Source organism: Brevundimonas sp., assembly GCF_030682035.1.
GTDB lineage: Bacteria > Pseudomonadota > Alphaproteobacteria > Caulobacterales > Caulobacteraceae > Brevundimonas.
In genome coordinates this window covers 68,342-89,971 of record NZ_JAUXQZ010000003.1, presented here as the reverse complement: position 1 = coordinate 89,971, position 21,630 = coordinate 68,342, and the positions used below count along the sequence as shown (strand labels likewise).

Here is a 21,630-nt window from a genome sequence, read left to right as displayed (position 1 = left end):
CGCTCCCGGCGTGGCCTATGGTGGTGGCATGCGGCGCAGTATCGAGGAACTCCGGACCTTCTACGGCGAGCCCACCGGCGCCTTGGCGCGTCGGTTGTTGGCGCGACGGCTGGAGGACGCCTGGGGCGAAGCGGCCAACAGCGACGTCCTCGGCATTGGCTACGCCACGCCGTGGCTGGAGGCCTTCGTCGGAGCCCGACGCGTGGTCGCGGCCATGCCGGGCGGTCAAGGCGTCGAACCATGGCCCTCGGTCGGAAAGAACCGCAGCCTGCTGGTCGATGACCGCCGCCTGCCGTTCGCCGCAGGTTCCTTCGACCGAATCCTGCTGATCCACGCCCTGGAAGAGGCGGACGACGCCCAGGGACTGATGAATGAGGCGGTGCGCGCCCTGTCTCCGGCCGGGCGGATCATCCTGGTCGCGGCGGCGCGGGGCGGGATGTGGGCGCGGGCCGAGGCCACGCCCTTCGGCCACGGACGGCCCTTCACCCGCCGCCAGCTTGAACGGCTTGTCCGCGGCGCGGGCCTCGAGCCCACGGCCTGGTCCCAGACCCTGTATGTGCCGCCCTGGGGCCCGCTGTTGCCGCTGGCCGACGGTTTCGAACAGATCGGCAAGCGGGTCATGCCGGGCGCGGCGGGGGTCATCCTGCTGGAGGCGACACGGCAGGCCTACGCCCGTATCCGACCGGGCGGGGCGGTGGCGACAGCGCCCGTGCTGACGCCCGCCATGCAGCCGCAGCCGGCCTCACGATCATCGCGCGATCAGACCGGTCATGATCTGGCGGGAAGCGGCAAACGCCCTTAAAGCCCTGCGCATGCAGCGACTGATCCTTATGCGTCACGCCGAGGCGGAGCGGGCGGCCGGTTCCGGTCGGGACCGCGACCGCGTGCTGTCGGCGCGTGGCCGGGGGGACGCCGCCGCGATGGGCCGGGCCCTGGCCGGGCGGGGCATGCGCCCCGATCTGGCGTTGGTCTCGCCCGCCGCCCGCACGCGCCAGACCTGGGATCTGCTGCATGACGCCTTTGGCGACGTGGAGGTGCGCGAGGACGAGCCGCTGTACAACGGCGGCTCCGAAACCCTGCGCCGGTTCGTGGAAGCGGGAGAGGAGGAAGCCGGCTGTCTGATGGTGGTGGCCCACAATCCGGGGGTCCATCTGCTGGCGGTGGAATATCTGGTCGAGAGTGCAGCCTCCCCCGCCATTCTGGACCGGATGAGCGGCGGCTTTCCGCCCGGTGCGGCGGCGATCTTCACCGTGGATGTGGCCGGGCGCTGCACCTTCGAGGGCTTCATCCAGCCGCGCGATCTGGGCGGCGAATGAGCGCGGTCGCCTACAAGTTGGTGGACCGGGTCGAGTGGACAGCGGCGCTGGCCGACGGCGCCTATGCGGGGTCGGCGGTCGATCTGGCGGACGGCTATATCCACATGTCCACGGCGGCCCAGTTGGCCGAGACGGCGCGGCGGCACTATGCGGGGCGGACCGATCTGGTTCTGGTCGAGGTCGCCCTGGCTCCGCTGGGCGAGGCGCTGAAGTGGGAAGCGTCGCGCGGGGGCGACCAGTTTCCGCACCTGTTCGCTCCCCTGCCCGCCACGGCGGATGCCCCTCAGCGCGGGCTGTCGGTCGATGCTGAAGGCGTCATGCGATTTGAAGACGGGACCGTTGGATGGCCGTGACCGACATCGGCGCCGCCCTGCTGCGCGTGCTTGATCCGGAAACCGCCCATGGCCTCGCGATCCGGGCCTTGCAGTTGGCGCCCCTGCCGCCCGCGCGGACGGACGATCCCATTCTGGCGACCACCGTGGCGGGACTGGACCTGCCCAATCCGCTCGGGCTGGCCGCCGGTCTGGACAAGAACGGCGAGGCTCTGCATGGCCTGTCGCGGCTGGGCTTCGGCTTCCTGGAATGCGGCTCGGTTACGCCGCTGGCCCAACCGGGCAATCCGAAACCGCGCCTGTTCCGCCTGAGCGAGGACCGGGCCATCATCAACCGGATGGGGTTCAACAATGCGGGTCTGGAAGCCTTCGCCGCCCGGCTGGCCGACCGGCCCCGCAACGCCGTCGTCGGCGCGAATCTGGGAGCCAACAAGGACACCGACGACAAGGCGGCGGACTATGTCGCCGGGCTGATCCGGCTGAAGGGCCTGGCCGACTATCTTACCGTGAACGTGTCCTCGCCCAACACGCCGGGCCTGCGCGCCTTGCAGGGGCGGGCGGCGCTGGACGACCTGCTGGGTCGGCTGGCCGAAGCGCGCGGGGACGATCCGACGCCCGTCTTCCTGAAGATCGCGCCCGACCTGACCCCGGCCGAGATCGCCCTGATCGTCGAGGCCAGCCTCGACCACGGCATCGACGCCCTGATCGTGTCCAACACCACCCTCGATCGGCCCGACAGCCTGCGGTCACGCGACCGAAACGAGGCCGGTGGTCTATCGGGCGCGCCGCTAAAGGCACGGGCCGGAGCCGCCCTGCGCGCCGCCGCCGAGGCTGGAGGCGGCCGCCTGCCGCTGATCGCCGCAGGCGGAATCGACAGCGGGGCCGAGGCCTATGCCCGCATCCGGGCCGGGGCGTCCGCCGTCCAACTGTATTCCGCCCTGATCTATCAAGGTCCGGCCCTGATCGGAGGGATCAAGCGGGACCTCGCCGGGCGCCTGCGCGCCGACGGGTTTTCCACAGTCTCGGAGGCAGTTTCCGCCGCTCGTTGACGGAGCGTTAGGGCAAGCCGGTCATGGTCGCGGGACGGGCGAATTCGCTCACGCCGAGGGGCCGCATGGGGAACGCCACAGCCGACATGCCTGCTGACGCGTCCGTCGCCGATCCCGGCGACTGGGCCGCCGCGATCCGTCAGCGGCGCAAGGCGTTGCTGCAGCGGCTTGGCATGGCCTCGGCCAGCGCCCTGATCTTCAGCCCGCTTCTGGGTTGGTCTTTGAGCTTTGCCTGGGTCGTCGGCTATTTCGTCGTCCAGCTGCTGGACCTGTGGGTCTTCGCCCCGATCATCGGTGGCAAGGCCGAGCAGCTGCGCGGCGCGCGCGGGGTCGCCGGCTGGGTCGTATTGACCCTGAATGCAGGGTATTTCGGCAGTCTGTCGGTGCCGCTGTGGCTGATCGGCGGACCGATGGGCGGGATCTGCGCGGCCATGCTGCTGTCGGCGGGCGCCATCTATTCGGTGATCAATGCGCCCCGGTCGACCTCGGTCATGCTGATGACCGCCTCGGTCCAGTTCGTCTATCTGGCGGCGACACCGGTGTTCATGGCCCTCCACGGCGCCACGCCGGGCTTCGTCACGGCGGCGGCCATCGCCGTCGGCGTCTTCATCACCTACTGTCTGTCGACCTGGCAGCGCATGAACGAGGCGCGCCTGTCAGAAGGCGCCGCCCGGATCGAGGCCGACCAGAAGCGGATGGACGCCGAGCGCATCATGGCGGGCCGCAGCGCCTTCCTGGCCGCCATTGGCCACGATCTGCGCACCCCCATCAGCGCCATCCTGACCGGCGCGGCGGAGCTGGAACGGGGCGCAACTGACTCCAGCGCCCGGTCGCAGGCCCAACTGATCACCGACGCGGGCTTCATGATGAAGGCCATGCTCGACGACCTGCTGGACCACGCCAAGCTGGACGCCGGTCACATGACGGTCGATCAGGTCGATTTCAATCTGCGTGACCTGTTAAACCAGACCACGCGACTTTGGCGCGGCCCGGCCCGCGCCAAGGGTCTGAAGCTGCGGGTCGAGGGCGCGGCGTCGATCCCGGCCAACGTCCGGGGCGATCCGATGCGGGTCCGTCAGGTGCTTAACAACCTGATCTCCAATGCGATGAAATTCACCGAGACGGGGTCGATCACCCTTCGTCTCAACGCCTGGAGCGAGGAGCCGGGCGGCCATGCGGTGCTGATCGCGGTGGAGGACACCGGACCCGGCATGACCCCCGATCAGGTCGCTCGCCTGTTCACACCTTTCGACCAGACCAGGTCGGGGGTCAGCGCCCTGCATGGCGGCACTGGTCTGGGTCTCGCCATCAGCCGTCAGCTGACGGAACTGATGGGCGGACGGGTCACCGTCCGCACAAGCCCCGGCGCCGGCGCCAGCTTCACCCTCGCCCTGTCCTTGCTTCAGGGCGAGGCTGTGGAGGCCGCGCCGCAGATGCTGGATCAGGAAAGCCGCGACGCCGTCGCGCGCGCCCTGTCCGGCCGCCTGACCAGCCCCTCCACGCCGGCCCCCGCTGCGCAATCGCTGACCCCGGTTCTCCGGCCCGTCGCAGCGCCGGCCCCCCACATCCTGGTCCCAGCGTCCGAGCCGGTCGGCATCGCCGTTGCGGTCGAGGCCCAGCCAGACCCCGTGATGGATGAAGGCGACGAGGACGAGGGCCGACCGATGCGGGTGCTCGTAGTGGACGACCACGACATCAACCGCCGCGCCATCCAGCTGATCCTGCAGCCGCTGGGCTGCGACATCGCCACCGCCGCCGACGGTATGGCCGCGCTGAAGATCTGCGAGAACACGGCGTTCGACCTGATCTTCATGGATGTGCGGATGCCCGAACTGGACGGCCGCGAGACCACCCGCCGCATAAGGGCTGGAAATGGTCCCAACGTCGGCGTGCCGATCATCGCCGTCACGGCCGACACGGCGGCCGAGGACATCGCCGCCTGTACCGACGCCGGCATGACCTATTTCGTGCCCAAACCGATCACGCCGCCGATGCTGCTGGGCGCCATCACCCATGTGATGACCATGGTTCAGGCGGACGAGGTCCCGGAGGACGAGGTCCCGGAGCCGGAAACCGTCGCGGCCTGAGCGCGGACTTCGGCGACCAAGGCCCCGGCGAAACCGGCGGTTCTCATGCCGCACTCCCAAACCGTGACCACCCGCCAGCCGGCCGATTGCAGCGCCGAACACACCGCGACGTCGCGGGCGCGATTGCGTCCGATCTTGGCGGACCAGTAGTCGGCGTTGGCCTTGGGCTGGCGCGCGCCGCGGGCGCAATCGTGGCCGTGCCAGAAGCAGCCGTGGACGAAGACCGCCACCCGCCGCCCGGGCATCACCAGATCAGGCCGCCCCGGCAGGCCGCGGCCGCCCAGCCGATAGCCGATGCCCGCCGCACGCAGAATGCGGCGCACGGCCAGCTCCGGCGCGGTTTCGCGGCCCTTCACAGCGCGCATCACCGCACTGCGCTTTTCGGGCGTGAAGACGTCGCTCATCAGGTCCTGCCCCAACGGGGGAGGTGGCGCGGCGCGGCTCCGCGCCTTGACAGAGGGGCCGTGAAGCCGCCGCTGGCGCTCCACCACCCTTCGCCTTCGGCTTCGGGTGGTCCCCCTCCCCCGATGGGGGAGGAACTCATCTCAGAGCTGAGCCAGCAAATGCTCGGCCGAGGACACCCGGAACTCGCCCGGCTGTTCGATGTTCAGCTGGCTGACCACGCCGTCCTTGACGATCATGGAATAGCGCTGCGACCGCTCGCCCATGCCGAAGCCCTTGGCGTCCATCGACAGGCCCAGCTGGCGGGTGAAGTCGCCGTTGCCGTCGCCCAGCATCAGGATCTCGTCCTTGCCGATGCCCTGGCTGTCCGCCCAGGCGCCCATGACGAAGGCGTCATTGACCGAGACGCAGGCGATGGTGTCGATACCCTTGGCCGACATCTCCTCGCGGTGGTCCTTGAAGCCGGGCAGGTGGCGCGCCGAACAGGTCGGAGTGAAAGCGCCGGGAACGGCGAAGATGGCCACGGTCTTGCCGGCGAAGATCTCGTCGGTGGTGACGGGTTTGGGGCCGTCGTCGGTGGCGCGGGTCAGGTTGGCCGAGGGGATGCGGTCGCCGATCTGGACGGTCATGGCAGGCTCCGGGAGTGTGTGAGGACGCAATGTCCCCGACCAGATAGGCGTTGCGGCGCCCGACGCCAACCGCGTCATCTCCATCCGCCGCCTTGCGCCCGCCGCCCCGCGTGCCGATGATAGAATCATGGACGATTTCCAATCCCTGGTCGGGCGGCTGCTGGTGGCCATGCCGGGCATCAGCGACAGCCGGTTCGAACACGCCGTGATCCTGATCTGCGCCCACCGGCCGGACCACGCCATGGGTCTGCGGCTGGACCGGCCCGCGCCGGGGGTGACCCTGAAGAAGGTGCTGACCCGACTGGAAACCACCGCTCCGGATGACGCCGCCGGGCGGCAAGTGCTGATCGGCGGGCCGGTGGAGCGGGAACGCGGCTTTGTGCTGCACACCGACGACTGGTTGGTCGATGACGCCTCGGTGGCCTTCGCCGAGGGCCTGGCCATGACCGGCACGCGCGAGGCCTTGCTGGCCATGATCGACCCGGCGTCCGGCCCCCACCGGTCGGTGCTGCTGCTGGGCTACGCCGGCTGGGGCGAAGGCCAGCTGGAGGATGAACTGGGCGAGAATGTCTGGCTGACCGCCGACGCCGACCCGGAGTTGATCTTCGATCCCGACTACGACGGCAAATGGGCCAAGGCACTGGCCGGGCTGGGGGTCGATCCGGCGCAACTGTCAGGGCAGAGCGGGCGGGCGTAGCAGGCGGAGGACGGTTTCGGCCCTGAGCCGAACTGGCCGGTGTTTAATGGGCATGATACGCCGACACCTCTTTCGGAGGCTTTCGTTCGGCCATGCTCGACTGGTTTGACAAACAAAAGAAGCAGGATCGCGCTCGCCGCGATCGTGCCCAGAGGCAGCTCGCCGTCGAGGTGACAGGTATTGTTCCTCCATACGGCGCGGCCCTCGTGCGAATGCGCGACAGGCCAGCTGAGGAGGTTGTTACCTTTTACGTTTGGCGGGTCGGAGAGGGGCCTCTTGAGGCAGGAAACCTTCGGCTGGTTCAGGAGAGTATAGGCGACAGTCCGCCGTTTGGCTCGCTCAGAGCCTTTCCCCCCGGATCGGTCATAGCAGCCAAGGCAAGGTTGGCTCGTACCGACGAAGGAGCGTTCGGCGTTGTTGCCGGGCCCGTTAAGCTTGTTGATCCCGACAAGGCTTTTGCCGAGGCAATCGAACTTCAAAAGACGCCGCCCACATTCCACGATCCACACTTGGGAATCCTCACCTCCGATGTTCTTTTGGGTTGGGTCGGCGAAGCCAAGTGGCTGGGCAAAGACTGCGCGTTGTCGATCGATCAACTGGACGACCTCGCGGTCGCGCACGCGCTTTGGGGTGATCAGCAGCGATGGACCATGAACGCAATCAACTTCGCCACTGAACGACTTCTCGTCCTGAAGAACAACGAGTGGCTCGGTGAAGAAGAGGAGCAAATATCGCCGACTGAATTTGGGGATAGACTCTCGCTGACTTCAATTTCGATTGAAGCCGGCGGAGACTTCATTCTCGACTTCGATGACGGCAACCTGTTCTGGGGCCACACCATCACGGTCGAAGGTAGTCTGCCGGACGGACTGACGGACGCTGGTCTCGCCGGGTAGAGTTCGCTGGCTGGCCGCTTCCCACCATAGCGGACGTCAGTCCGTGAGACCGCAGCCTACGCCGACCGCGCCTTGATCGGGGCCGTGCCGTCGGCGAGCGATTCGTTCAGATAGACCTCGGCCTCCTGGGCCGGCAGGGCCTGGGCGTAGCCGAAGCCCTGACCGTAGTGGCACTGAGCCTCAAGCAGGAGTTTGGCGAGGCCGGCGTTCTCGACGCCCTCGGCGACGACTTCCAGCGACAGGTCACGGCCCAGGTTGACCACGGATTTGACGATCTTGGCCGAGCCCTCGTCCTTGTCCATGGTCAGAACGAAATAGCGGTCGATCTTCAGCGTATCGAACGGCAGCTTGGCCAACCAGGTCAGGGACGAGAAGCCGGTGCCGAAGTCATCGAGCGCCAGCGAGGCGCCGGCCTCGCGCAGCCGGGTCAGGGTGTCGGCGGCGCGCGAGGTGTCGCGCATGATGTCGCCTTCGGTGACCTCCAGCTTCAGCGCGCCCTTGGGCAGGCCGGCGTCGGCGATGATGCGGGTCACGTCCTCGACCAGATTGGCCCGCTCGATCTCACCGACCGACAGGTTGACGCTGCAGAACAGCTTGCCCGCCGACGGGTGCCGCACCAGCCATTCGGCCAGTTGCCGCGAGGCCTGGGTCATCATCAGCAGGCCGAGGTCGTTCATCAGGCCCATCTCGTCGGCCAGACCGAGGAATTCGTCAGGCGGGACCAGACCGCGCTTGGGGTGACGCCAGCGGGCGAGGGCCTCGAACCCGGCCACGGCCCCGGTCAGCAGATTGACGATCGGCTGGTAGAAGGGCTCGATCTCCCCGCGCACGAAGGCGTTGCGCAGGTCGGCCTCCAGCGCCAGTCGGGACAGGCTGTCGCTTTCCAGCGCCCGGCCATAGGCGGCGACCCCGCCGCGCCCCGCCGTCTTGGCCTGTTCGACCGCCAGCTCGACGCGCCTCAGCATTTCGGCCGGATCAGGCGCGTCCGGCCCGCCCTCGGCCTGGGCCGAGCCGATCGAGACGGTCGGATAGATGTCGAAGCCGGCGACGCGCAGCGGCTGTTCCAGCGCCTCGCGCACCCGTTCGGCGACCATCCCCGTGCCCCGCAGGGCGAGGACCGCGAATTCGTCCTCGCCGATGCGGGCGGCGTGGGCGTCATGGGCGAAGGCGGCGTTCAGGCGGGATCCCAGCGCCGACAGCACCAGATCGGTGCGCTCATGCCCCAGCGCTTCGTTCAGACGGCGCAGGCGATCCACGTCGGCGACCACCAGCTCATAGTCGCCGGGTTGGGTCAGTTGTTCGCCGGCGCGGGTCAGGAAGGTGCGCCGGTCCAGCAGGCCGGTCAGATGGTCACGGTGCGAGGCGGCGAACTTGGTCTCCAGAGCCACCACGCCGGCGGCGCGAAGGCCGTCCTCCAGCCAGACGCCGCGCCAGATACAGGTCTCGGAATCGCGCATGCGCAGGCGAATGGCGACCTCGGTCCCTTCCGCCTGGGGCTTCAATATCTTTTCGGCCAGCGACCGGTCCTGCGGAATGGCCACGGCGGTGAAGGCGGCGCCCGAACACTCCGGCGCCAGCGGACCGAGCCCCAAGGCCCGGGTCGCGCCGGTGAAGCGCATCTGGTCGTCGGACGGCGTCCATATCCACAGGGCGGTGTCCGCGGCGGCAAGCGCCTCAATGGCGGTCGTCGCGTCCCAGGCCAGACTTCTGGAGCGAGTGTTCAACGCCTGAAGAGCCCCACAGGACGGCCGGAATCAGCCGCCGCGCCCAGCCGCGTCATTGACGATGCCGAACAGCAGATGATCTGCCCATGCGCCGTTAATTTTGAGATAAGCCCGCGCCTGTCCCTCAAGCTGGAAACCGGTCTTTTCGAGCACCCGGCGGGAGGCGAGGTTCTCCGGCACGCAGGCCGCTTCGACCCGATGCAGGTTCAGGTCGTCGAAGGCATAGGCGACCATGGCCTGGACGGCGGCCGCGCCATATCCGCGACCGGCGAAACCCTGACCGATCCAGTAGCCCAGCGTCCCGGTCTCGGCCACGCCACGGCGGACGTTGGACAGGGTGATGGCGCCCACGAGCGACTGATCCGAATCGGCGAAGACGAAGAAGGGCCAGGCGTGGCCCGCCTCCATCTCGCGCCCGTAGAGCGACAGGCGGCGCTTGAAGGCCGGGCGGGTCAGGTCATCCTCGGGCCAGACAGGCTCCCAAGGCTGGAGCCAGGCGTGGGACGCCTGACGCTGGGCGGCCCAAGCCTCGTAGTCAGACGCGCGCGGGGGACGCAGGGTGACGCCCCGGCCCTTCACCACCGGCCCGGTCGCCTCATTGATCCAGTCCAGCAGGGCCATGAGTCTGTTTTAGCGCAGTGTTCTCGCGGGGTGAACCGTCTCGGTGCGTCGCCGGAAGACCCGATGCAGTTTGCGTTGGAGGCTGCCCAGAGACCTTGTCATCCTGTGTATTGGCGCGGCCCGATGCGGCAATACACAGGGATGACAAGGGCAATCAGGACTATCCGAACAACGCCTCGCGGAAAGCCGCGCCCGCGGGGGCCGCCGCCTTCGGGCCCAGCACCGCCGTGGCGCAGCGACCCGCGGCCAGCGAGGCGGCGGCGGCCATGCGCACCGAGTCCGTGGTCTGGGCCAGCGTACGTTCCGACATGGTCTGGGACGGGATCAGGGCGCCGAAGATCAGCACCTGGGCCGCGGCGCGGCCGGCGCGGGCGGCGGGGCTTTCGTCCGACATCCACAGTCCGGCGTTGAGCACCGCCTTGGCGCGGGACAGTTCGGCGGCGGTGGGTCCGGTCTCGGCCAGCGCCTTCAGCTCGGCGGCGCACACCCGGGCCAGTTCGACGGCGCGGTCGGCGGCGGCCCCGGCGTAGATGCCCAGCAGGCCGGCGTCTTCATAGGACTCGTGCCAGGCGTCGATGGCGTAGGCGAGGCCCCGCTCCTCGCGGGCGCTCTGGAACAGGCGCGAAGCCATGCCGCCGCCGAGGATCTCGGTCATCAGCCGGGTCGCCGCATAGGCCGGGTCCATGGCAGAAGGCGCGGGCAGCTGGAAGACGATATTGGCCTGTTCGATCCGCCGGGTCAGGGCCGCGTCGCCGCCGGTGAAGCGCGGCGCCGCCGGCGCCTCGGCCGGGGTCGAGGTCTCGGCGCCGAACCAGCGCTCGGCCAGGACCAGAAGCTCGACCTCCTCGACCGCGCCCGAGACGGCCACGACCATCCGGTCGGGGGAGTACAGGCGCGCGCGCCAGTCGCCGATCGAGGCGCGGGTGATCGGTTTGAGGCTTTTCACCGAACCCAGGATCGGCCGTCCCAGCGGCTGACCCTCGAAGGCGCGGGTCTGGGCCATTTCGAAGACGTGGTCGTCGGGGGTGTCGAAGGCCTCGGCGATCTCCTGGGCCACCACGTCCTTCTCGCGCTCGATCTCGGCGGGGTCGAGGGTGGGGCGGAAGATCAGGTCGGACACCACCTGCATGGCCAGCGGCAGGGAGCCGTGCAGGGCGCGGACCTCGAAACTCGTGCGCTCATAGCCGGTGGCGGCGTTCAGAGAGCCGCCCTCGGCCTCGATCCGCTCGACGATCTCGCGTGCGCCCATGTCGCCGGCGCCCTTGAAGACGAGATGCTCGAGGCAGTGGGACCAACCGGATGTCGCCTCCGTCTCCCACTTCGCACCGCCGCGCACGGCGACGGTCAGGGCCAGGGTGCGCAGGCCGGGCATGGGATCACAGACGACGCGCACGCCGTTGGACAGGGTGTGGAGTGTAGCGGTCAGGGCGTGTCCTTTGTCCCTAGCGCCTCGCTCGTGGAGCGAGGCTGCTTGAGGGAGGGCTTTCTGCGAAGCAGGGCGATGTAGAAGCCAACGACGGCCAGCGCGAGTCCGAACCACGTCAACGCATAGCCAAGATGGTTGTTCGAGAAGGCGGCGGGCGGTGCGGACGGCTGCAGCGCCTGCCATTCCGGATTGGATGACGTCAGGGCGAACAAGGTGTTCGGATCGGGATCGGCCACGCCGAGCGCACGCGCCATGCCTTGCGTGTCCCGGGCGAAGAACCGGCCCTCATCCGCGGGCAGGGCCATCGGACCTGGCGGCGGAACCTCACGCAGCTCGGCCGTCACATGGAACGGAACGACCGAGGCCGCGACCGGCGGTCGCGACGAAATACCCTCAGCGACAAAGCCTCGGTCGATCAGGAACTCCGCCGGAAAGTCGGTCGGACGGCAGGCCGAGATCAGCCGGACGCCCGCCTGCCCTTCATGGATGGTCTGGAGTTCGACATAGGGCGCGGTGGCCAGACCGGGGCAGTCGATCAGGACTTTGCGAAAAACCGGCTCATGCAGAACCAGCACATCGACCAACGGGGCCGGCGGCAGCGCCGCAGCCGCCTCGGCCTGGGCGATCAGTCCGTTCTTCCACTGCATCCGCTGGACCTGCCAGACACCGAGGCCGCACAGCAGGACGAGGGTAGTGGCGCAGACGATCGTCAGGCCCCAGGGGAAACGGGCGCGCATCTATTCCTCCCCTTTCAGGGGAGGGGGACCATCCGAAGGATGGCGGAGGGGGCCGACCGCCGGCGTCGGTACGAGGGGTTGGCCCCCTCCACCGCTTCGCGGTCCCGTCGTCGGATCGGCTTCGCCGACCCTTCCTCCACCCCCTGCGGGGGAGGAACGCATCTGCAGGGCGATCATCACGCCCTTGCCGGGCCGCATCAGACCCAGCGACAGGCCGGCGACCAGCGGCAGGGCGGCGAGAAGCATGGCCCAGATCGGCGGATTGTACGCGACCTGCACGAACAGGGCGCCGAACACCACGATCCCGCCGGCTATCTGCATGATGAAGATGGCAGCGCCGTCGCCGGTGTTCAGGCGGGTGAAGTCAAAACCGCAGGCGGCGCAACGGTCGACTACCTTGAGGAAGCCCGTGAACAGCGGACCCTTGCCGCAATGGGGACAGCGGCAAAGCAGACCGGCGCGGACCCCGGCTTTCGCCGGGGTGAGCGAGGGGCCTGGATTCACCCGAAGGTGACGTAGACGAAGGCGAAGAGGAACAGCCAGACCACATCCACGAAATGCCAGTACCAGGCCGCCGCCTCGAAGCCGAAATGCTTCTGGGGCGTCATCTGGCCGGCCATCAGGCGCAGCAGGCAGACCAGCAGGAAGATGGTGCCGAGCAGGACGTGGAAGCCGTGGAAGCCGGTCGCCATGAAGAAGATCGAGCCGTAGAGCCCCGAGTTCGCCGCTTCCGCGTTGAAGAACAGGTGCTCGTGCAGAATGTGGTTGTACTCATAGACCTGCACGGCCGTGAACAGGACGCCGAGCAGGACGGTGATCAGCAGGCCGAGCTTGGCCGCCTTGCGGTCGCCGACCTGTAGCGCGTGGTGGGCCCAGGTCACCGTCGTACCGCTGAGCAGCAGGATGACGGTGTTCAGCAGCGGCAGCTGCCAGGCATCCAGGGTCTCAACCCCCTTGGGCGGCCAGGTCGACCAGGCGGCGGCGGTGCCGGCCCAGTTGCTGACTTCCGGGATGTGGGCGCGGGCCTCGTTGAAGACCGCCATCTCGAAGAAAATCCAGAAGAAGGCGGCGAAGAACATCACCTCGGAGGCGATGAACATGATCATGCCATAGCGCAAGCCGATCGAGACGACCGGCGTGTGGTCGCCGCCCTTGCTTTCCTTGATCACATCCGCCCACCAGGCGAAGGCGGACAGCAGCACACCGGCCAGACCCGCGAAGAACAGCGCCGCCTTGCCGTCGGACAGGAGGGCGGTCGCGATCGGGCCCGCATCGGGTCCGACTATGCCCTTCATCCACACCACCGCCCCGACCATCATGATCGTGACCGCGATCGAGGCGATCAGCGGCCAGGGACTGGGGTTCACCAGGTGATAGTCGTGATGCGGAGTGGCGTGGGCGTCGGCCATCGGGGTCTCTTGCAACAGTCGAGAGTCGTGTGAGGCAGGCTATAGCGTCGGCTATCCGGCCGCGCCAGTAGGCGAGGTCGCGATTGCGGCCTGATCGAAGCCCCTGGTCGGATAGAAGGTGTAGCTGAGGGTGATTTCCTCGACCCCGCGGGCCTCGCGATCGGTCGCCATTTCGGGCGCCACAAAATACTGGACCGGGAATTTCACGGTCTGGCCGGGCTGGATGGTCTGCCCCTCGAAGCAGAAACACTGCAGCTTCTGGAAATAGGGCCCCGCCCGTTCCGGCACGACATTGTAGGACGCCGTCGCATGGATGGGCGCGTCGGAGGTGTTGGTCACGTCGAAGAAGGCGATGCCGGTCTCGCCGATCCGCACCCGTTGGGTGACCTGTTCGGCGCGGAAGGTCATGGGCAGGCCGCGCACATTGGTGTCGAAGCGGATCAGCACCGACTGATCCAGCTGCACGTCCGGCGCCTTGTCGGCCTTGCGGACCGTGCCGTCGAAGCCGGTGACCTGGCAGAACATGCGATACAGTGGCACGGCGGCGAAGGCCGCGCCCGTCATGAACATCACGCCGACCGCGCAGGCGATGGCCGCGACGGCGTTGGCGGTGGGCTTCTTCATCGGGCGTAGTCGACCGGCTGGCCGGCCGCGATGGCGTCGGTCCGGGCCTCGATGTTGCGCTTGAGGTTCAGCACGGTGACGGTGAACACCAGCACGATGAAGGCCACCAGGGCGCCGGCGATGGCGAGGTTGCGCTTGTTGCGGGCGGACATTTCTTCGGGGGTCAGGCGGCGCATGGTCGTTACAATCCGGGAAGGGCGGTCAGGCTCTCGACCAGCAGGGCCGCGAACAGGGCCATCAGGTACAGGATGGAGAAGGCGAACAGGTTGCGCGCCGGTTTGGCCTCGGCGCGGACATCATACAATGCGGCCTCTCGTCCCACAGCCTCGGCCTTGTCCGGTTGATCGCCGGCGCGGCTGCGCGAAAGGCGGGCAGCGAGAAACAGGAAGCCCAGGCCGCCGATCGCCGACACCGCCAGATACAGGTACCCGCCGAGGCCCAGCAGGCCCGGAGCGACGGCCACCGGAACGAACACAAGGCTGTAGATCAGGATCTGCAGCCGTGTGCTCTTCGCGCCGCGCGCCACCGGCATCATGGGAATGCCTGCGCGGGCGTAGTCGCCGGCCGAATACAGGGCCAGGGCCCAGCTGTGCGGCGGGGTCCACAGGAAGATGATGGCGAACAGCAGCCAAGCCTGCCACGGGGCCTGACCGGTCGCCGCCGCCCAGCCGATCACCGGCGGAAAGGCGCCTGCGGCGCCGCCGATGACGATATTCTGGGGCGTCCGGCGCTTCAGCAGCAGGGTGTAGAAGACGGCGTAGTAGAGGATGGTCATCAACAGCAGGCCGCCGGCCAGCCAGTTGGTCGTCATGCCCAGCAGCATGACCGAGAAGATCGACAGGATGACGCCGAAGGTCATGGCGTCGTTCTTGTTGACCCGTCCGGCCGCCACGGGCCGCCCGCGGGTGCGCCGCATCAGGGCGTCGGTCTTGCCCTCCAGCGCCATGTTCAGCGCGCCCGCCGCGCCGGCGCCGACGGCGATGCAGAGGATGGCGATCGCCGCCGAGAGCCAGTCGAGATCGCCGCCAGCGACGACCAGGCCGACCACGGCGGTGAAGATGACCACCGACATGACGCGCGGCTTCAGCAACTGGAAGAAGTCTTCCGGCTGGGCGGTGGAGATCGCTGCTGGCGTGGCGTCGGCAGGCATCCGCGACCTTCTACTCCGTCATCCTCGGGCCTGTCCCGAGGACCCCTTCGTCCGTCGCAATGGACGAGGACCCAGACGCACTGACGTCTGAGCCCCTTCTCATTCTATCCTGCCGGTCCGCCATGGGTCCTCGGGACAAGCCCGAGGATGACGGGAACCGGGTAGGCCTAGTGGTCGTCGCCCTTGACCACCGGCAACTCGTTGAACTGGTGGTGGGGCGGCGGTGAGGACAGGGTCCACTCCAGGGTCGTGGCGCCTTCGCCCCACGGATTGTCGACGCCCGGACGACGGCGGATGGCGGCCTCGGCCAGCATGACCAGGAAGACCAGCACGCCGACGGCGGTGATCACATAGCCGATCGACGAGACGTGGTTCCACAGAGTGAAGGCGTCTGGATAGTCGACGATCCGGCGCGGCATGCCCTGCAGGCCGAGGAAATGCTGCGGGAAGAACACCAGGTTGACGCCCACGAACATCAGCCAGAAATGCGTGCAGCCGAGGAACTCATTGTACTTCACGCCGAACATCTTCTCGAACCAGTAGTAGAAGCCCGCGAAGATGGCGAAGACGGCGCCGAGCGACAGCACGTAGTGGAAGTGGGCCACGACATAGTAGGTGTCGTGCAGGCTGTAGTCGATGCCCGCATTGGACAGGACCACGCCGGTCACGCCGCCGAGGGTGAACAGGAAGATGAAGCCGATCGCCCAGAGCATGGGCGTCTTGAAGCTGATCGACCCGCCCCACATGGTGGCGATCCAGCTGAAGATCTTCACGCCCGTCGGCACGGCGATGATCATGGTCGCGGCGATGAAGTAGGCGCGCAGGTTCACGCCCATGCCCACCGTGTACATGTGGTGGGCCCAGACGATAAAGCCCACGAAGCCGATGGCGACCATGGCGTAGGCCATCGCGAGATAGCCGAAGATCGGCTTCTTCGAGAAGGTCGAGACGATGTGGCTGATGATACCGAAGCCCGGCAGGATCAGGATGTAGACCTCGGGGTGGCCGAAGAACCAGAACAGGTGCTGGAACATCACCGGGTCGCCGCCGCCGGCGGGATCGAAGAAGCTGGTGCCGAAGTTGCGGTCGGCCAGCAGCATGGTGATGGCGCCGGCCAGGACCGGCAGCGACAGCAGCAGCAGGAAGGCCGTGACCAGCACCGACCAGGCGAACAGCGGCATGCGGTGGATAGTCATCCCCGGCGCGCGCATGTTGAAAATGGTGGTGATGAAGTTGATGGCGCCGAGGATCGAGCTGGCGCCCGCGATGTGTAGCGAGAAGATAGCCAGGTCCATGGCCGGCCCGGGATGCCCCTTGGTCGACAGGGGCGGATAGATGGTCCAGCCGCCGCCGAATCCGAGGCCGCCGCCGGGTTCGCCGGGCACGAACATGGACAGGATCAACAGCACCCAGGCGGCCACCAGCAGCCAGAAAGAGACGTTGTTCATGCGCGGGAAGGCCATGTCGGGCGCGCCGATCATGATCGGCACGAACCAGTTGCCGAAGCCGCCGATCATGGCCGGCATGACCATGAAGAAGATCATGATCAGGGCGTGGCCGGTGACCACGACGTTGTACCCGTGGTTCGACTGCTGGATCAGGCCCAGCAAATGGACCGACGAGCCCTCACGGAAGATCTGGATGCCCGGTTCGGCCAGTTCCCAGCGGATCAGACCCGACAGGGCGCCGCCGACCAGGCCCGCCATGATGGCGAACAGCAGGTACAGGGTGCCGATGTCCTTGTGATTGGTGGACAGGAACCAGCGGGTGAAGAAACCCGGCTTGTGGTCATGATGCCCGTCGTGGTCGTGGGCGAGGTTTTCGGCTGCGGTGGCCATGTCTATGGGGCTCTCGCGGTTCGTTACTGAGCGGCCGGGGCGACGGCGGAAGCCGTGGCGGGCGCTGCGGGTTGAGCAGGGGCGATGACGGCTGTGTCGGAGGCGGTCGGGGCGCCGGTAGCGCCGGCGGCGACCTGGGCGGTGGTGCCGCCGGGCGCCTGTTCCGCCGTGCGGGGCGTCATCGAGCCGCCCTTGGAGGCGACCCAGGCGGCGAACTCAGCCTCGGTGACGACATTGATCTGGATCGGCATGAACGCGTGGTCGACGCCGCACAGCTCGGAGCACTGGCCGTAGAAGACGCCCGTGCGGTCCGCGCGGAACCAGGTCTCGTTGATCCGGCCCGGCACGGCGTCGGTCTTCAGGCCGAAGGCGGGCAGGGCGAAGGCGTGGATCACGTCGGTCGCGGTGACCAGCACCCGCACCGTCTTGCCGACCGGCACCACGATCGGCTCATCGGCGGCCAGGCGATACAGGCTGTGCGGCATGCCCCGCGCCGCGATTTCGTCTTCCGGTATCATGCTGGAGACGTATTCGGCGATGCCCTGGTCCGGATACTCATAGGACCAGTTCCACTGGTTGCCCGTGGCCTTCACCGTCAGGTCCGGCGTCGGCATGTCGTGATAGGCGAACAGCAGCCGGAACGAGAACAAGGAAATGCCGACCAGGATCAGCACCGGCAGGACGGTCCACACGATCTCGATCATCGTGTTGTGGCTCCACTTGGCCGGAACCGGGTTGGCCTTCTTGTTGTAGCGGATGCAGATCCAGATGATCAGGCCCAGCACCAGCAGGGTGATGAAGGTGATGATCGGCATCAGGATGGCGTCGTGGAAGAAATGCGCCTCGACCTTCAGCGGCGAGGCGGCCGGCTGAAGACCCAGACCGCCCGGCGTCGGCTGACCCACCAGCTCGGTGGCCCACGACGGCGTGGCGGAGAAAACGGCCAGGCTCAGGGCGGTGATGCCACCGCCGATGATCGCCCGGGCCCGCGTGCCCATCCCCATGCGAGATATCCTCATTAAACCGTTTCGCCGCAAACGCTTGCGAGTGAATCGCAAACAATCGCCGGGACTCGGCGGTCCGCAGCGGTACTTCGCGCGGTCCATATCGCCCCCTCCTGCGCTTGCCAAGCGATTGCCGGTGGATTGAACGACGCAGGGCGTCGCGTCCCCGGATTAATTCTCCGTCATGTTATGACAGCTACCTTGCGTAACCAGCTACCTTGCGATACGTCTTGGTCATCACAAGGAGGGCCTACGGTGCCTGAAACAATCGAGATACAGCTGAAGAAGGGGGTGTTGACGCTTTGCGTCCTGGCCCTGCTGAACCGGCACGACAACTATGCGTATGAAATCGCCTCGACCTTGTCGGACGCGATCGACATGGGCGAGGGCACCATCTACCCGCTGATGCGGCGGATGCAGTCCGACGGACAGGTAGAGACCTATTTGGTCGAATCGCCTTCCGGGCCGTCGCGCAAATACTATCGCCTGACCGACGCCGGCCGACGGGCGCTTGACGCCCAGACGACCGAGTGGCGCGCCTTCGCCCGCGCGGTCGAATCGGTTCTGGAGGAGCCGGCGCAATCCGCGACGCCCGCCCGGACCACAGATGTCACTGCCGAAAGGGGAGCTGAACAATGACCCGCGCCGAATTCATGGGCCGGTTGCGCCGCGGACTGGTCGGCATGCCGACATCCGCCGCTGCCGACATCGCCTCGGACTATGAGACCCATTTCGAGGACGGCGCCGCCGCCGGCCGCTCGGAAGCCGAGGTCGCGACCGCCCTGGGCGACCCCGACCGCCTGGCCCGCGAACTGAGGGCCGAAGCCGGCGCCCAGCGCTGGCATCAGGAGAAGAACCCGTCGGCCGCCGCCGGGGCGGTGTTCGCAGTCCTCGGCCTGGGCGCGATCGACCTGCTGATCCTGCTGCCCATCTTCATGAGCGTCGTCGGCGTCCTGTTCGGCTTCTTCATGGCCGCCATTGGCCTGTTCATCGGCGGAGGGGCGACGATGATCGCCGGTCCGTTCGCGGGCTTTCCCGGCGGCGTCGCAACGGCGATTCTAGCGGGCATCGGCCTGATGGCCGGGGCGACTGCTCTGGGCGCCCTGACCGCCATCGTCACCATCCTGCTGGTCAACGCCACCGTCTGGTACGCGCGCCTGCATTACCGCCTGCTGAAGCCGGCGCTGGGGGATCAGACCCCGGCCGACGCCAAGTTCTGAGGGAGGAACCGACATGATCCGCACGCTTCTCATCATCACCGGCGCCAGCCTCGTGCTCTGCGTCGCTACCCTGTCCGGCGCCGCCGCCATCGGAGGCCATGAACTGAACCGCCACGGCTGGACCTGGACCTTCCGCGAGGATGGCAAGGATCGCACCGTCCGCTTCCGGCGCGGCGACGACGGTCCGTCGGTTACCCGCAACCTGACCTGGACCGGCGGTGATCGTCTGCAGATCGAGATCCCGGGCGACGTGACCTATATCCAGGGCGACACGCCCTCGGTCGTGGTCACGGGCAAGAAGTCGATGGTCGATCAGGTCAACCTGCTCGAGGGTCGTCTCACCTGGAACCGGGACGACGACCCCGCCAACCATGTCGTCTTCGGCTGGGGCCATCATGACAGACTAAGCGTGGTGATCACCGCCCCGGCGGTAAAGGCATTCGACCTCGAAAGCTCGGCCGACCTGACGATCCGGAATTACAACCAGCCGACGTTCGATCTGACCGTTTCGGGATCGGGCGATGTTACCGCCACCGGTACGACGCAGACGGCGGCGATCAACACGACGGGGTCAGGCGATTCTGACCTGTCGGGGCTTCGGATGGTCGACGCCAGCGTCGATACATCCGGGTCAGGCGACCTCAGCGTGGGGCCGACGGGAAAGGCGGACATCTCCATCTCGGGCTCCGGTGACGTGGACGTAACGACACGGCCCGCGACGGTGACCCAGAACATTTCGGGTTCGGGCGATGTCAGTATCGAAAGCGTCCGGAGTGACGGTGTGAGCAGCGATGAGCCGCGGGTAACGGTGCAGACCACCACCACCACGACCCGAGAGATCGCTGAACTGCCCGGCGTGTCCGTAAAGACAACCCGGACGGTCCCCACGCCCTAGTTCTGCTGGCGTCGTATCCAGGCTTGCCGTCCTGCGAACGGAAGGCAGGCCGCAGGTGACGCGGGGACGGTCAGCCCCTACTTAGGCTCCATGACCGTCCCCGTTTCCCTCCCCGCGATTCTCGATTCCGCCGACGTCGGCTCTGATGAGGCCCTGTCCATCCTGCAGGAGGCCCTGACCGGGGCGGACGACGGCGAACTGTTCCTGGAACGGTCAGAACTCGAATCGCTGGTCTTCGACGACGGCCGGTTGAAGTCCGCCGCCTATGACGCTTCCGAGGGCTTCGGCCTGCGGGTGGTGGCCGGCGAGACCGCCGGCTACGCCCACGCCAATGAGATCAGCGGTCCCGCCATCCGCCGCGCGGCGGACAGCGCGGGTCTGGCCCGATCCGGCCATGCGGGAGTCATCGCCGAGGCGCCACGCGCCACCAACCAGCAGCTTTACGAGGCCATCGATCCACTGGCCTCCCCCGCCTTTTCCGACAAGATCGCCCTGTTGGCCGAGATCGACGCCTGGGCGCGGGCCCGCGATCCGCGCGTGGTCCAGGTCTCCGCCTCCATGGTCGGCGAGCGGCGCCATATCGAGATCCTGCGCGGCGACGGTCGGCGCGTCACCGACATCCGCCCCCTGGTCCGGCTGAACGTCTCGGTCACGGTCGAGAAGGACGGCAAGCGCGAGAGCGCCTCGTCCGGCGCCGGCGGCCGGGCCGGGTTCGAGACCTGGATCGCGCCCGATCGCTGGCAATGGCAAGTCGACGAGGCCCTGCGTCAGGCGCTGGTGAATCTCGAGGCCGTTGACTGCCCCGCCGGCGAGATGGACGTCGTGCTCGGCGCAGGCTGGCCGGGCGTGCTGCTGCACGAGGCCATCGGCCATGGGTTCGAGGGCGACTTCCACCGCAAGGGCAGTTCGGTCTTCACCGGCATGATGGGCAAGCGGGTGGCGGCGCCGGGCGTCACCGTCGTCGACGACGGCTCAATCGCCGGCCGCCGCGGCTCGCTGTCGGTCGATGACGAAGGCACGCCGACCTCGCGCACCGTCCTGATCGAGGACGGGATCATGGTTGGGCTGATGCACGACCGCCTGTCGGCGCGTCAGCTGGGCGCCCGGGCCACGGGCAACGGTCGGCGCCAGTCCTTCGCCCATATGCCGATGCCGCGCATGACCAACACTTTCATGGAGGGCGGCAAGGACTCGCAGGCCGACATGATCGCCTCGACGAAGCGCGGCCTCTACGCCGCCAATTTCGGCGGCGGGCAGGTCGATATCACCAACGGCAAATTCGTCTTTCAGTGCACAGAGGCCTACCTCATCGAAGACGGGAAGATCACCGCGCCGGTGCGCGGCGCGACCCTGATCGGCGACGGGGCCACGGCCCTGCAGCATGTGCAGATGATCGGCGACGACTTCGCCTTCGACCCCGGCGTCGGCGTCTGCGGCAAGGGCGGTCAGGGCGTCCCGGTCGGCATCGGCCAGCCCTCGTTGAAGATTGCCGGGTTGACGGTGGGGGGGACGGCGGTCTGAGGGAGTAGGCAACAGGCAGTAGGGCGAAGGCCGCGCCCGTCGCGGGCTCAGAC

At 67.7% G+C, this 21,630-nt stretch carries 24 protein-coding genes; 11 read left to right on the top strand and 13 right to left on the bottom strand.

Features of this window, described 5'->3' with window-relative positions:
• Positions 1 to 28: 28 nt before the first annotated feature.
• The 5 genes from Q8K49_RS01470 (at position 29) to Q8K49_RS01450 (ending at position 4,784) form a co-directional block, all read left to right on the top strand.
• Positions 29 to 802, top strand: coding sequence for a class I SAM-dependent methyltransferase (locus Q8K49_RS01470; protein WP_305303650.1), 774 nt, complete (start codon positions 29 to 31; stop codon positions 800 to 802).
• Positions 771 to 1,316, top strand: a complete 546-nt coding sequence (locus tag Q8K49_RS01465) for a histidine phosphatase family protein (protein ID WP_305303649.1) — start codon at positions 771 to 773, stop codon at positions 1,314 to 1,316. The genes Q8K49_RS01470 and Q8K49_RS01465 overlap by 32 nt, the downstream gene beginning before the upstream one ends.
• Positions 1,313 to 1,669 (top strand): DUF952 domain-containing protein, encoded by a 357-nt coding sequence (locus tag Q8K49_RS01460; protein ID WP_305303648.1) that lies wholly within the window; start codon positions 1,313 to 1,315, stop codon positions 1,667 to 1,669. The genes Q8K49_RS01465 and Q8K49_RS01460 overlap by 4 nt, the downstream gene beginning before the upstream one ends.
• A complete protein-coding gene (locus tag Q8K49_RS01455) occupies positions 1,660 to 2,697 on the top strand; it encodes a quinone-dependent dihydroorotate dehydrogenase (RefSeq protein ID WP_305303647.1) in 1,038 nt (345 codons plus the stop codon). Before Q8K49_RS01460 ends, Q8K49_RS01455 begins: the two co-directional genes overlap by 10 nt.
• 65 nt (positions 2,698 to 2,762) lie before the next feature.
• Complete coding sequence (locus Q8K49_RS01450) at positions 2,763 to 4,784, top strand: ATP-binding protein (RefSeq protein WP_305303646.1); 2,022 nt, start codon at positions 2,763 to 2,765, stop codon at positions 4,782 to 4,784.
• On the opposite strand, the gene Q8K49_RS01445 is transcribed toward Q8K49_RS01450, so the two are convergent.
• Both Q8K49_RS01445 and Q8K49_RS01440 read right to left on the bottom strand, forming a co-directional pair.
• Positions 4,727 to 5,188 carry a very short patch repair endonuclease gene (locus Q8K49_RS01445; protein WP_305303645.1) on the bottom strand — a complete coding sequence of 154 codons (462 nt, stop codon included), beginning with the start codon at positions 5,186 to 5,188 and terminating at the stop codon, positions 4,727 to 4,729. The genes Q8K49_RS01450 and Q8K49_RS01445 overlap by 58 nt on opposite strands.
• A 141-nt stretch (positions 5,189 to 5,329) precedes the next feature.
• Positions 5,330 to 5,815 (bottom strand): peroxiredoxin, encoded by a 486-nt coding sequence (locus tag Q8K49_RS01440; protein ID WP_305303644.1) that lies wholly within the window; start codon positions 5,813 to 5,815, stop codon positions 5,330 to 5,332.
• Positions 5,816 to 5,942: 127 nt separating this feature from the next.
• On the opposite strand from Q8K49_RS01440, the gene Q8K49_RS01435 reads away from it, so the two are divergent.
• Together Q8K49_RS01435 and Q8K49_RS01430 are read left to right on the top strand one after the other, a co-directional pair.
• Positions 5,943 to 6,512 carry a YqgE/AlgH family protein gene (locus Q8K49_RS01435; RefSeq protein WP_305303643.1) on the top strand — a complete coding sequence of 190 codons (570 nt, stop codon included), beginning with the start codon at positions 5,943 to 5,945 and terminating at the stop codon, positions 6,510 to 6,512.
• Between the two features lie 92 nt (positions 6,513 to 6,604).
• Positions 6,605 to 7,408 (top strand): DUF2262 domain-containing protein, encoded by an 804-nt coding sequence (locus tag Q8K49_RS01430; protein WP_305303642.1) that lies wholly within the window; start codon positions 6,605 to 6,607, stop codon positions 7,406 to 7,408.
• Positions 7,409 to 7,464: 56 nt separating this feature from the next.
• Here the strand turns inward: Q8K49_RS01430 and Q8K49_RS01425 are convergent, their stop codons facing one another.
• From Q8K49_RS01425 to coxB, 11 genes are all read right to left on the bottom strand, one after another.
• Positions 7,465 to 9,132, bottom strand: a complete 1,668-nt coding sequence (locus tag Q8K49_RS01425; protein WP_305303641.1) for a bifunctional diguanylate cyclase/phosphodiesterase — start codon at positions 9,130 to 9,132, stop codon at positions 7,465 to 7,467.
• Positions 9,133 to 9,162: 30 nt separating this feature from the next.
• Positions 9,163 to 9,753, bottom strand: coding sequence for a GNAT family N-acetyltransferase (locus tag Q8K49_RS01420; RefSeq protein WP_305303640.1), 591 nt, complete (start codon positions 9,751 to 9,753; stop codon positions 9,163 to 9,165).
• A gap of 160 nt (positions 9,754 to 9,913) precedes the next feature.
• A complete protein-coding gene (locus Q8K49_RS01415) occupies positions 9,914 to 11,125 on the bottom strand; it encodes a pitrilysin family protein (protein ID WP_305303639.1) in 1,212 nt (403 codons plus the stop codon).
• Between the two features lie 50 nt (positions 11,126 to 11,175).
• Positions 11,176 to 11,916 (bottom strand): SURF1 family protein, encoded by a 741-nt coding sequence (locus Q8K49_RS01410; RefSeq protein WP_305303638.1) that lies wholly within the window; start codon positions 11,914 to 11,916, stop codon positions 11,176 to 11,178.
• A complete protein-coding gene (locus Q8K49_RS01405; protein ID WP_370867713.1) occupies positions 11,917 to 12,420 on the bottom strand; it encodes a DUF983 domain-containing protein in 504 nt (167 codons plus the stop codon).
• Complete coding sequence (locus Q8K49_RS01400) at positions 12,417 to 13,325, bottom strand: cytochrome c oxidase subunit 3 (protein WP_305303637.1); 909 nt, start codon at positions 13,323 to 13,325, stop codon at positions 12,417 to 12,419. Before Q8K49_RS01400 ends, Q8K49_RS01405 begins: the two co-directional genes overlap by 4 nt.
• Positions 13,326 to 13,376: 51 nt before the next feature.
• Entirely contained in the window at positions 13,377 to 13,949 is a 573-nt protein-coding gene (locus Q8K49_RS01395) for a cytochrome c oxidase assembly protein (protein ID WP_305303636.1), read from the bottom strand.
• A complete protein-coding gene (locus Q8K49_RS01390; protein WP_305303635.1) occupies positions 13,946 to 14,125 on the bottom strand; it encodes a hypothetical protein in 180 nt (59 codons plus the stop codon). Before Q8K49_RS01390 ends, Q8K49_RS01395 begins: the two co-directional genes overlap by 4 nt.
• Before the next feature lie 5 nt (positions 14,126 to 14,130).
• On the bottom strand, positions 14,131 to 15,099 hold the full coding sequence (cyoE, locus tag Q8K49_RS01385; protein ID WP_305303634.1) for a heme o synthase: 969 nt from the start codon (positions 15,097 to 15,099) through the stop codon (positions 14,131 to 14,133).
• Between the two features lie 167 nt (positions 15,100 to 15,266).
• The gene (gene ctaD / locus Q8K49_RS01380) at positions 15,267 to 16,937 is read right to left on the bottom strand and encodes a cytochrome c oxidase subunit I (protein WP_305303633.1); all 1,671 of its coding nucleotides are present in this window, start codon (positions 16,935 to 16,937) and stop codon (positions 15,267 to 15,269) included.
• A 23-nt stretch (positions 16,938 to 16,960) separates the two neighbouring features.
• Positions 16,961 to 17,941 carry a cytochrome c oxidase subunit II gene (coxB, locus tag Q8K49_RS01375; protein ID WP_305303632.1) on the bottom strand — a complete coding sequence of 327 codons (981 nt, stop codon included), beginning with the start codon at positions 17,939 to 17,941 and terminating at the stop codon, positions 16,961 to 16,963.
• A gap of 255 nt (positions 17,942 to 18,196) precedes the next feature.
• On the opposite strand from coxB, the gene Q8K49_RS01370 reads away from it, so the two are divergent.
• The 4 genes from Q8K49_RS01370 (at position 18,197) to tldD (ending at position 21,577) form a co-directional block, all read left to right on the top strand.
• Positions 18,197 to 18,580 (top strand): PadR family transcriptional regulator, encoded by a 384-nt coding sequence (locus tag Q8K49_RS01370; protein WP_305303631.1) that lies wholly within the window; start codon positions 18,197 to 18,199, stop codon positions 18,578 to 18,580.
• Positions 18,577 to 19,161 (top strand): DUF1700 domain-containing protein, encoded by a 585-nt coding sequence (locus tag Q8K49_RS01365; protein WP_305303630.1) that lies wholly within the window; start codon positions 18,577 to 18,579, stop codon positions 19,159 to 19,161. The genes Q8K49_RS01370 and Q8K49_RS01365 overlap by 4 nt, the downstream gene beginning before the upstream one ends.
• Positions 19,162 to 19,174: 13 nt before the next feature.
• Positions 19,175 to 20,056, top strand: coding sequence for a GIN domain-containing protein (locus tag Q8K49_RS01360; protein ID WP_305303629.1), 882 nt, complete (start codon positions 19,175 to 19,177; stop codon positions 20,054 to 20,056).
• Between the two features lie 90 nt (positions 20,057 to 20,146).
• Positions 20,147 to 21,577, top strand: coding sequence for a metalloprotease TldD (tldD, locus tag Q8K49_RS01355; protein WP_305303628.1), 1,431 nt, complete (start codon positions 20,147 to 20,149; stop codon positions 21,575 to 21,577).
• Positions 21,578 to 21,630 lie beyond the last annotated feature (53 nt).

Excerpts from the sequence above, each read along its gene's own strand:
- Q8K49_RS01470 (WP_305303650.1), top strand. The coding sequence starts at position 29 with ATGCGGCGCAGTATCGAGGAACTCCGGACCTTCTACGGCGAGCCCACC.
- Q8K49_RS01465 (WP_305303649.1), top strand. The coding sequence starts at position 771 with ATGATCTGGCGGGAAGCGGCAAACGCCCTTAAAGCCCTGCGCATGCAG.
- Q8K49_RS01460 (WP_305303648.1), top strand. The coding sequence starts at position 1,313 with ATGAGCGCGGTCGCCTACAAGTTGGTGGACCGGGTCGAGTGGACAGCG.
- Q8K49_RS01455 (WP_305303647.1), top strand. The coding sequence starts at position 1,660 with ATGGCCGTGACCGACATCGGCGCCGCCCTGCTGCGCGTGCTTGATCCG.
- Q8K49_RS01450 (WP_305303646.1), top strand. The coding sequence starts at position 2,763 with ATGGGGAACGCCACAGCCGACATGCCTGCTGACGCGTCCGTCGCCGAT.
- Q8K49_RS01445 (WP_305303645.1), bottom strand. The coding sequence starts at position 5,188 with ATGAGCGACGTCTTCACGCCCGAAAAGCGCAGTGCGGTGATGCGCGCT.
- Q8K49_RS01440 (WP_305303644.1), bottom strand. The coding sequence starts at position 5,815 with ATGACCGTCCAGATCGGCGACCGCATCCCCTCGGCCAACCTGACCCGC.
- Q8K49_RS01435 (WP_305303643.1), top strand. The coding sequence starts at position 5,943 with ATGGACGATTTCCAATCCCTGGTCGGGCGGCTGCTGGTGGCCATGCCG.
- Q8K49_RS01430 (WP_305303642.1), top strand. The coding sequence starts at position 6,605 with ATGCTCGACTGGTTTGACAAACAAAAGAAGCAGGATCGCGCTCGCCGC.
- Q8K49_RS01420 (WP_305303640.1), bottom strand. The coding sequence starts at position 9,753 with ATGGCCCTGCTGGACTGGATCAATGAGGCGACCGGGCCGGTGGTGAAG.
- Q8K49_RS01415 (WP_305303639.1), bottom strand. The coding sequence starts at position 11,125 with ATGCCCGGCCTGCGCACCCTGGCCCTGACCGTCGCCGTGCGCGGCGGT.
- Q8K49_RS01410 (WP_305303638.1), bottom strand. The coding sequence starts at position 11,916 with ATGCGCGCCCGTTTCCCCTGGGGCCTGACGATCGTCTGCGCCACTACC.
- Q8K49_RS01400 (WP_305303637.1), bottom strand. The coding sequence starts at position 13,325 with ATGGCCGACGCCCACGCCACTCCGCATCACGACTATCACCTGGTGAAC.
- Q8K49_RS01395 (WP_305303636.1), bottom strand. The coding sequence starts at position 13,949 with ATGAAGAAGCCCACCGCCAACGCCGTCGCGGCCATCGCCTGCGCGGTC.
- Q8K49_RS01390 (WP_305303635.1), bottom strand. The coding sequence starts at position 14,125 with ATGCGCCGCCTGACCCCCGAAGAAATGTCCGCCCGCAACAAGCGCAAC.
- cyoE (WP_305303634.1), bottom strand. The coding sequence starts at position 15,099 with ATGCCTGCCGACGCCACGCCAGCAGCGATCTCCACCGCCCAGCCGGAA.
- ctaD (WP_305303633.1), bottom strand. The coding sequence starts at position 16,937 with ATGGCCACCGCAGCCGAAAACCTCGCCCACGACCACGACGGGCATCAT.
- coxB (WP_305303632.1), bottom strand. The coding sequence starts at position 17,941 with ATGGGGATGGGCACGCGGGCCCGGGCGATCATCGGCGGTGGCATCACC.
- Q8K49_RS01365 (WP_305303630.1), top strand. The coding sequence starts at position 18,577 with ATGACCCGCGCCGAATTCATGGGCCGGTTGCGCCGCGGACTGGTCGGC.
- Q8K49_RS01360 (WP_305303629.1), top strand. The coding sequence starts at position 19,175 with ATGATCCGCACGCTTCTCATCATCACCGGCGCCAGCCTCGTGCTCTGC.
- tldD (WP_305303628.1), top strand. The coding sequence starts at position 20,147 with ATGACCGTCCCCGTTTCCCTCCCCGCGATTCTCGATTCCGCCGACGTC.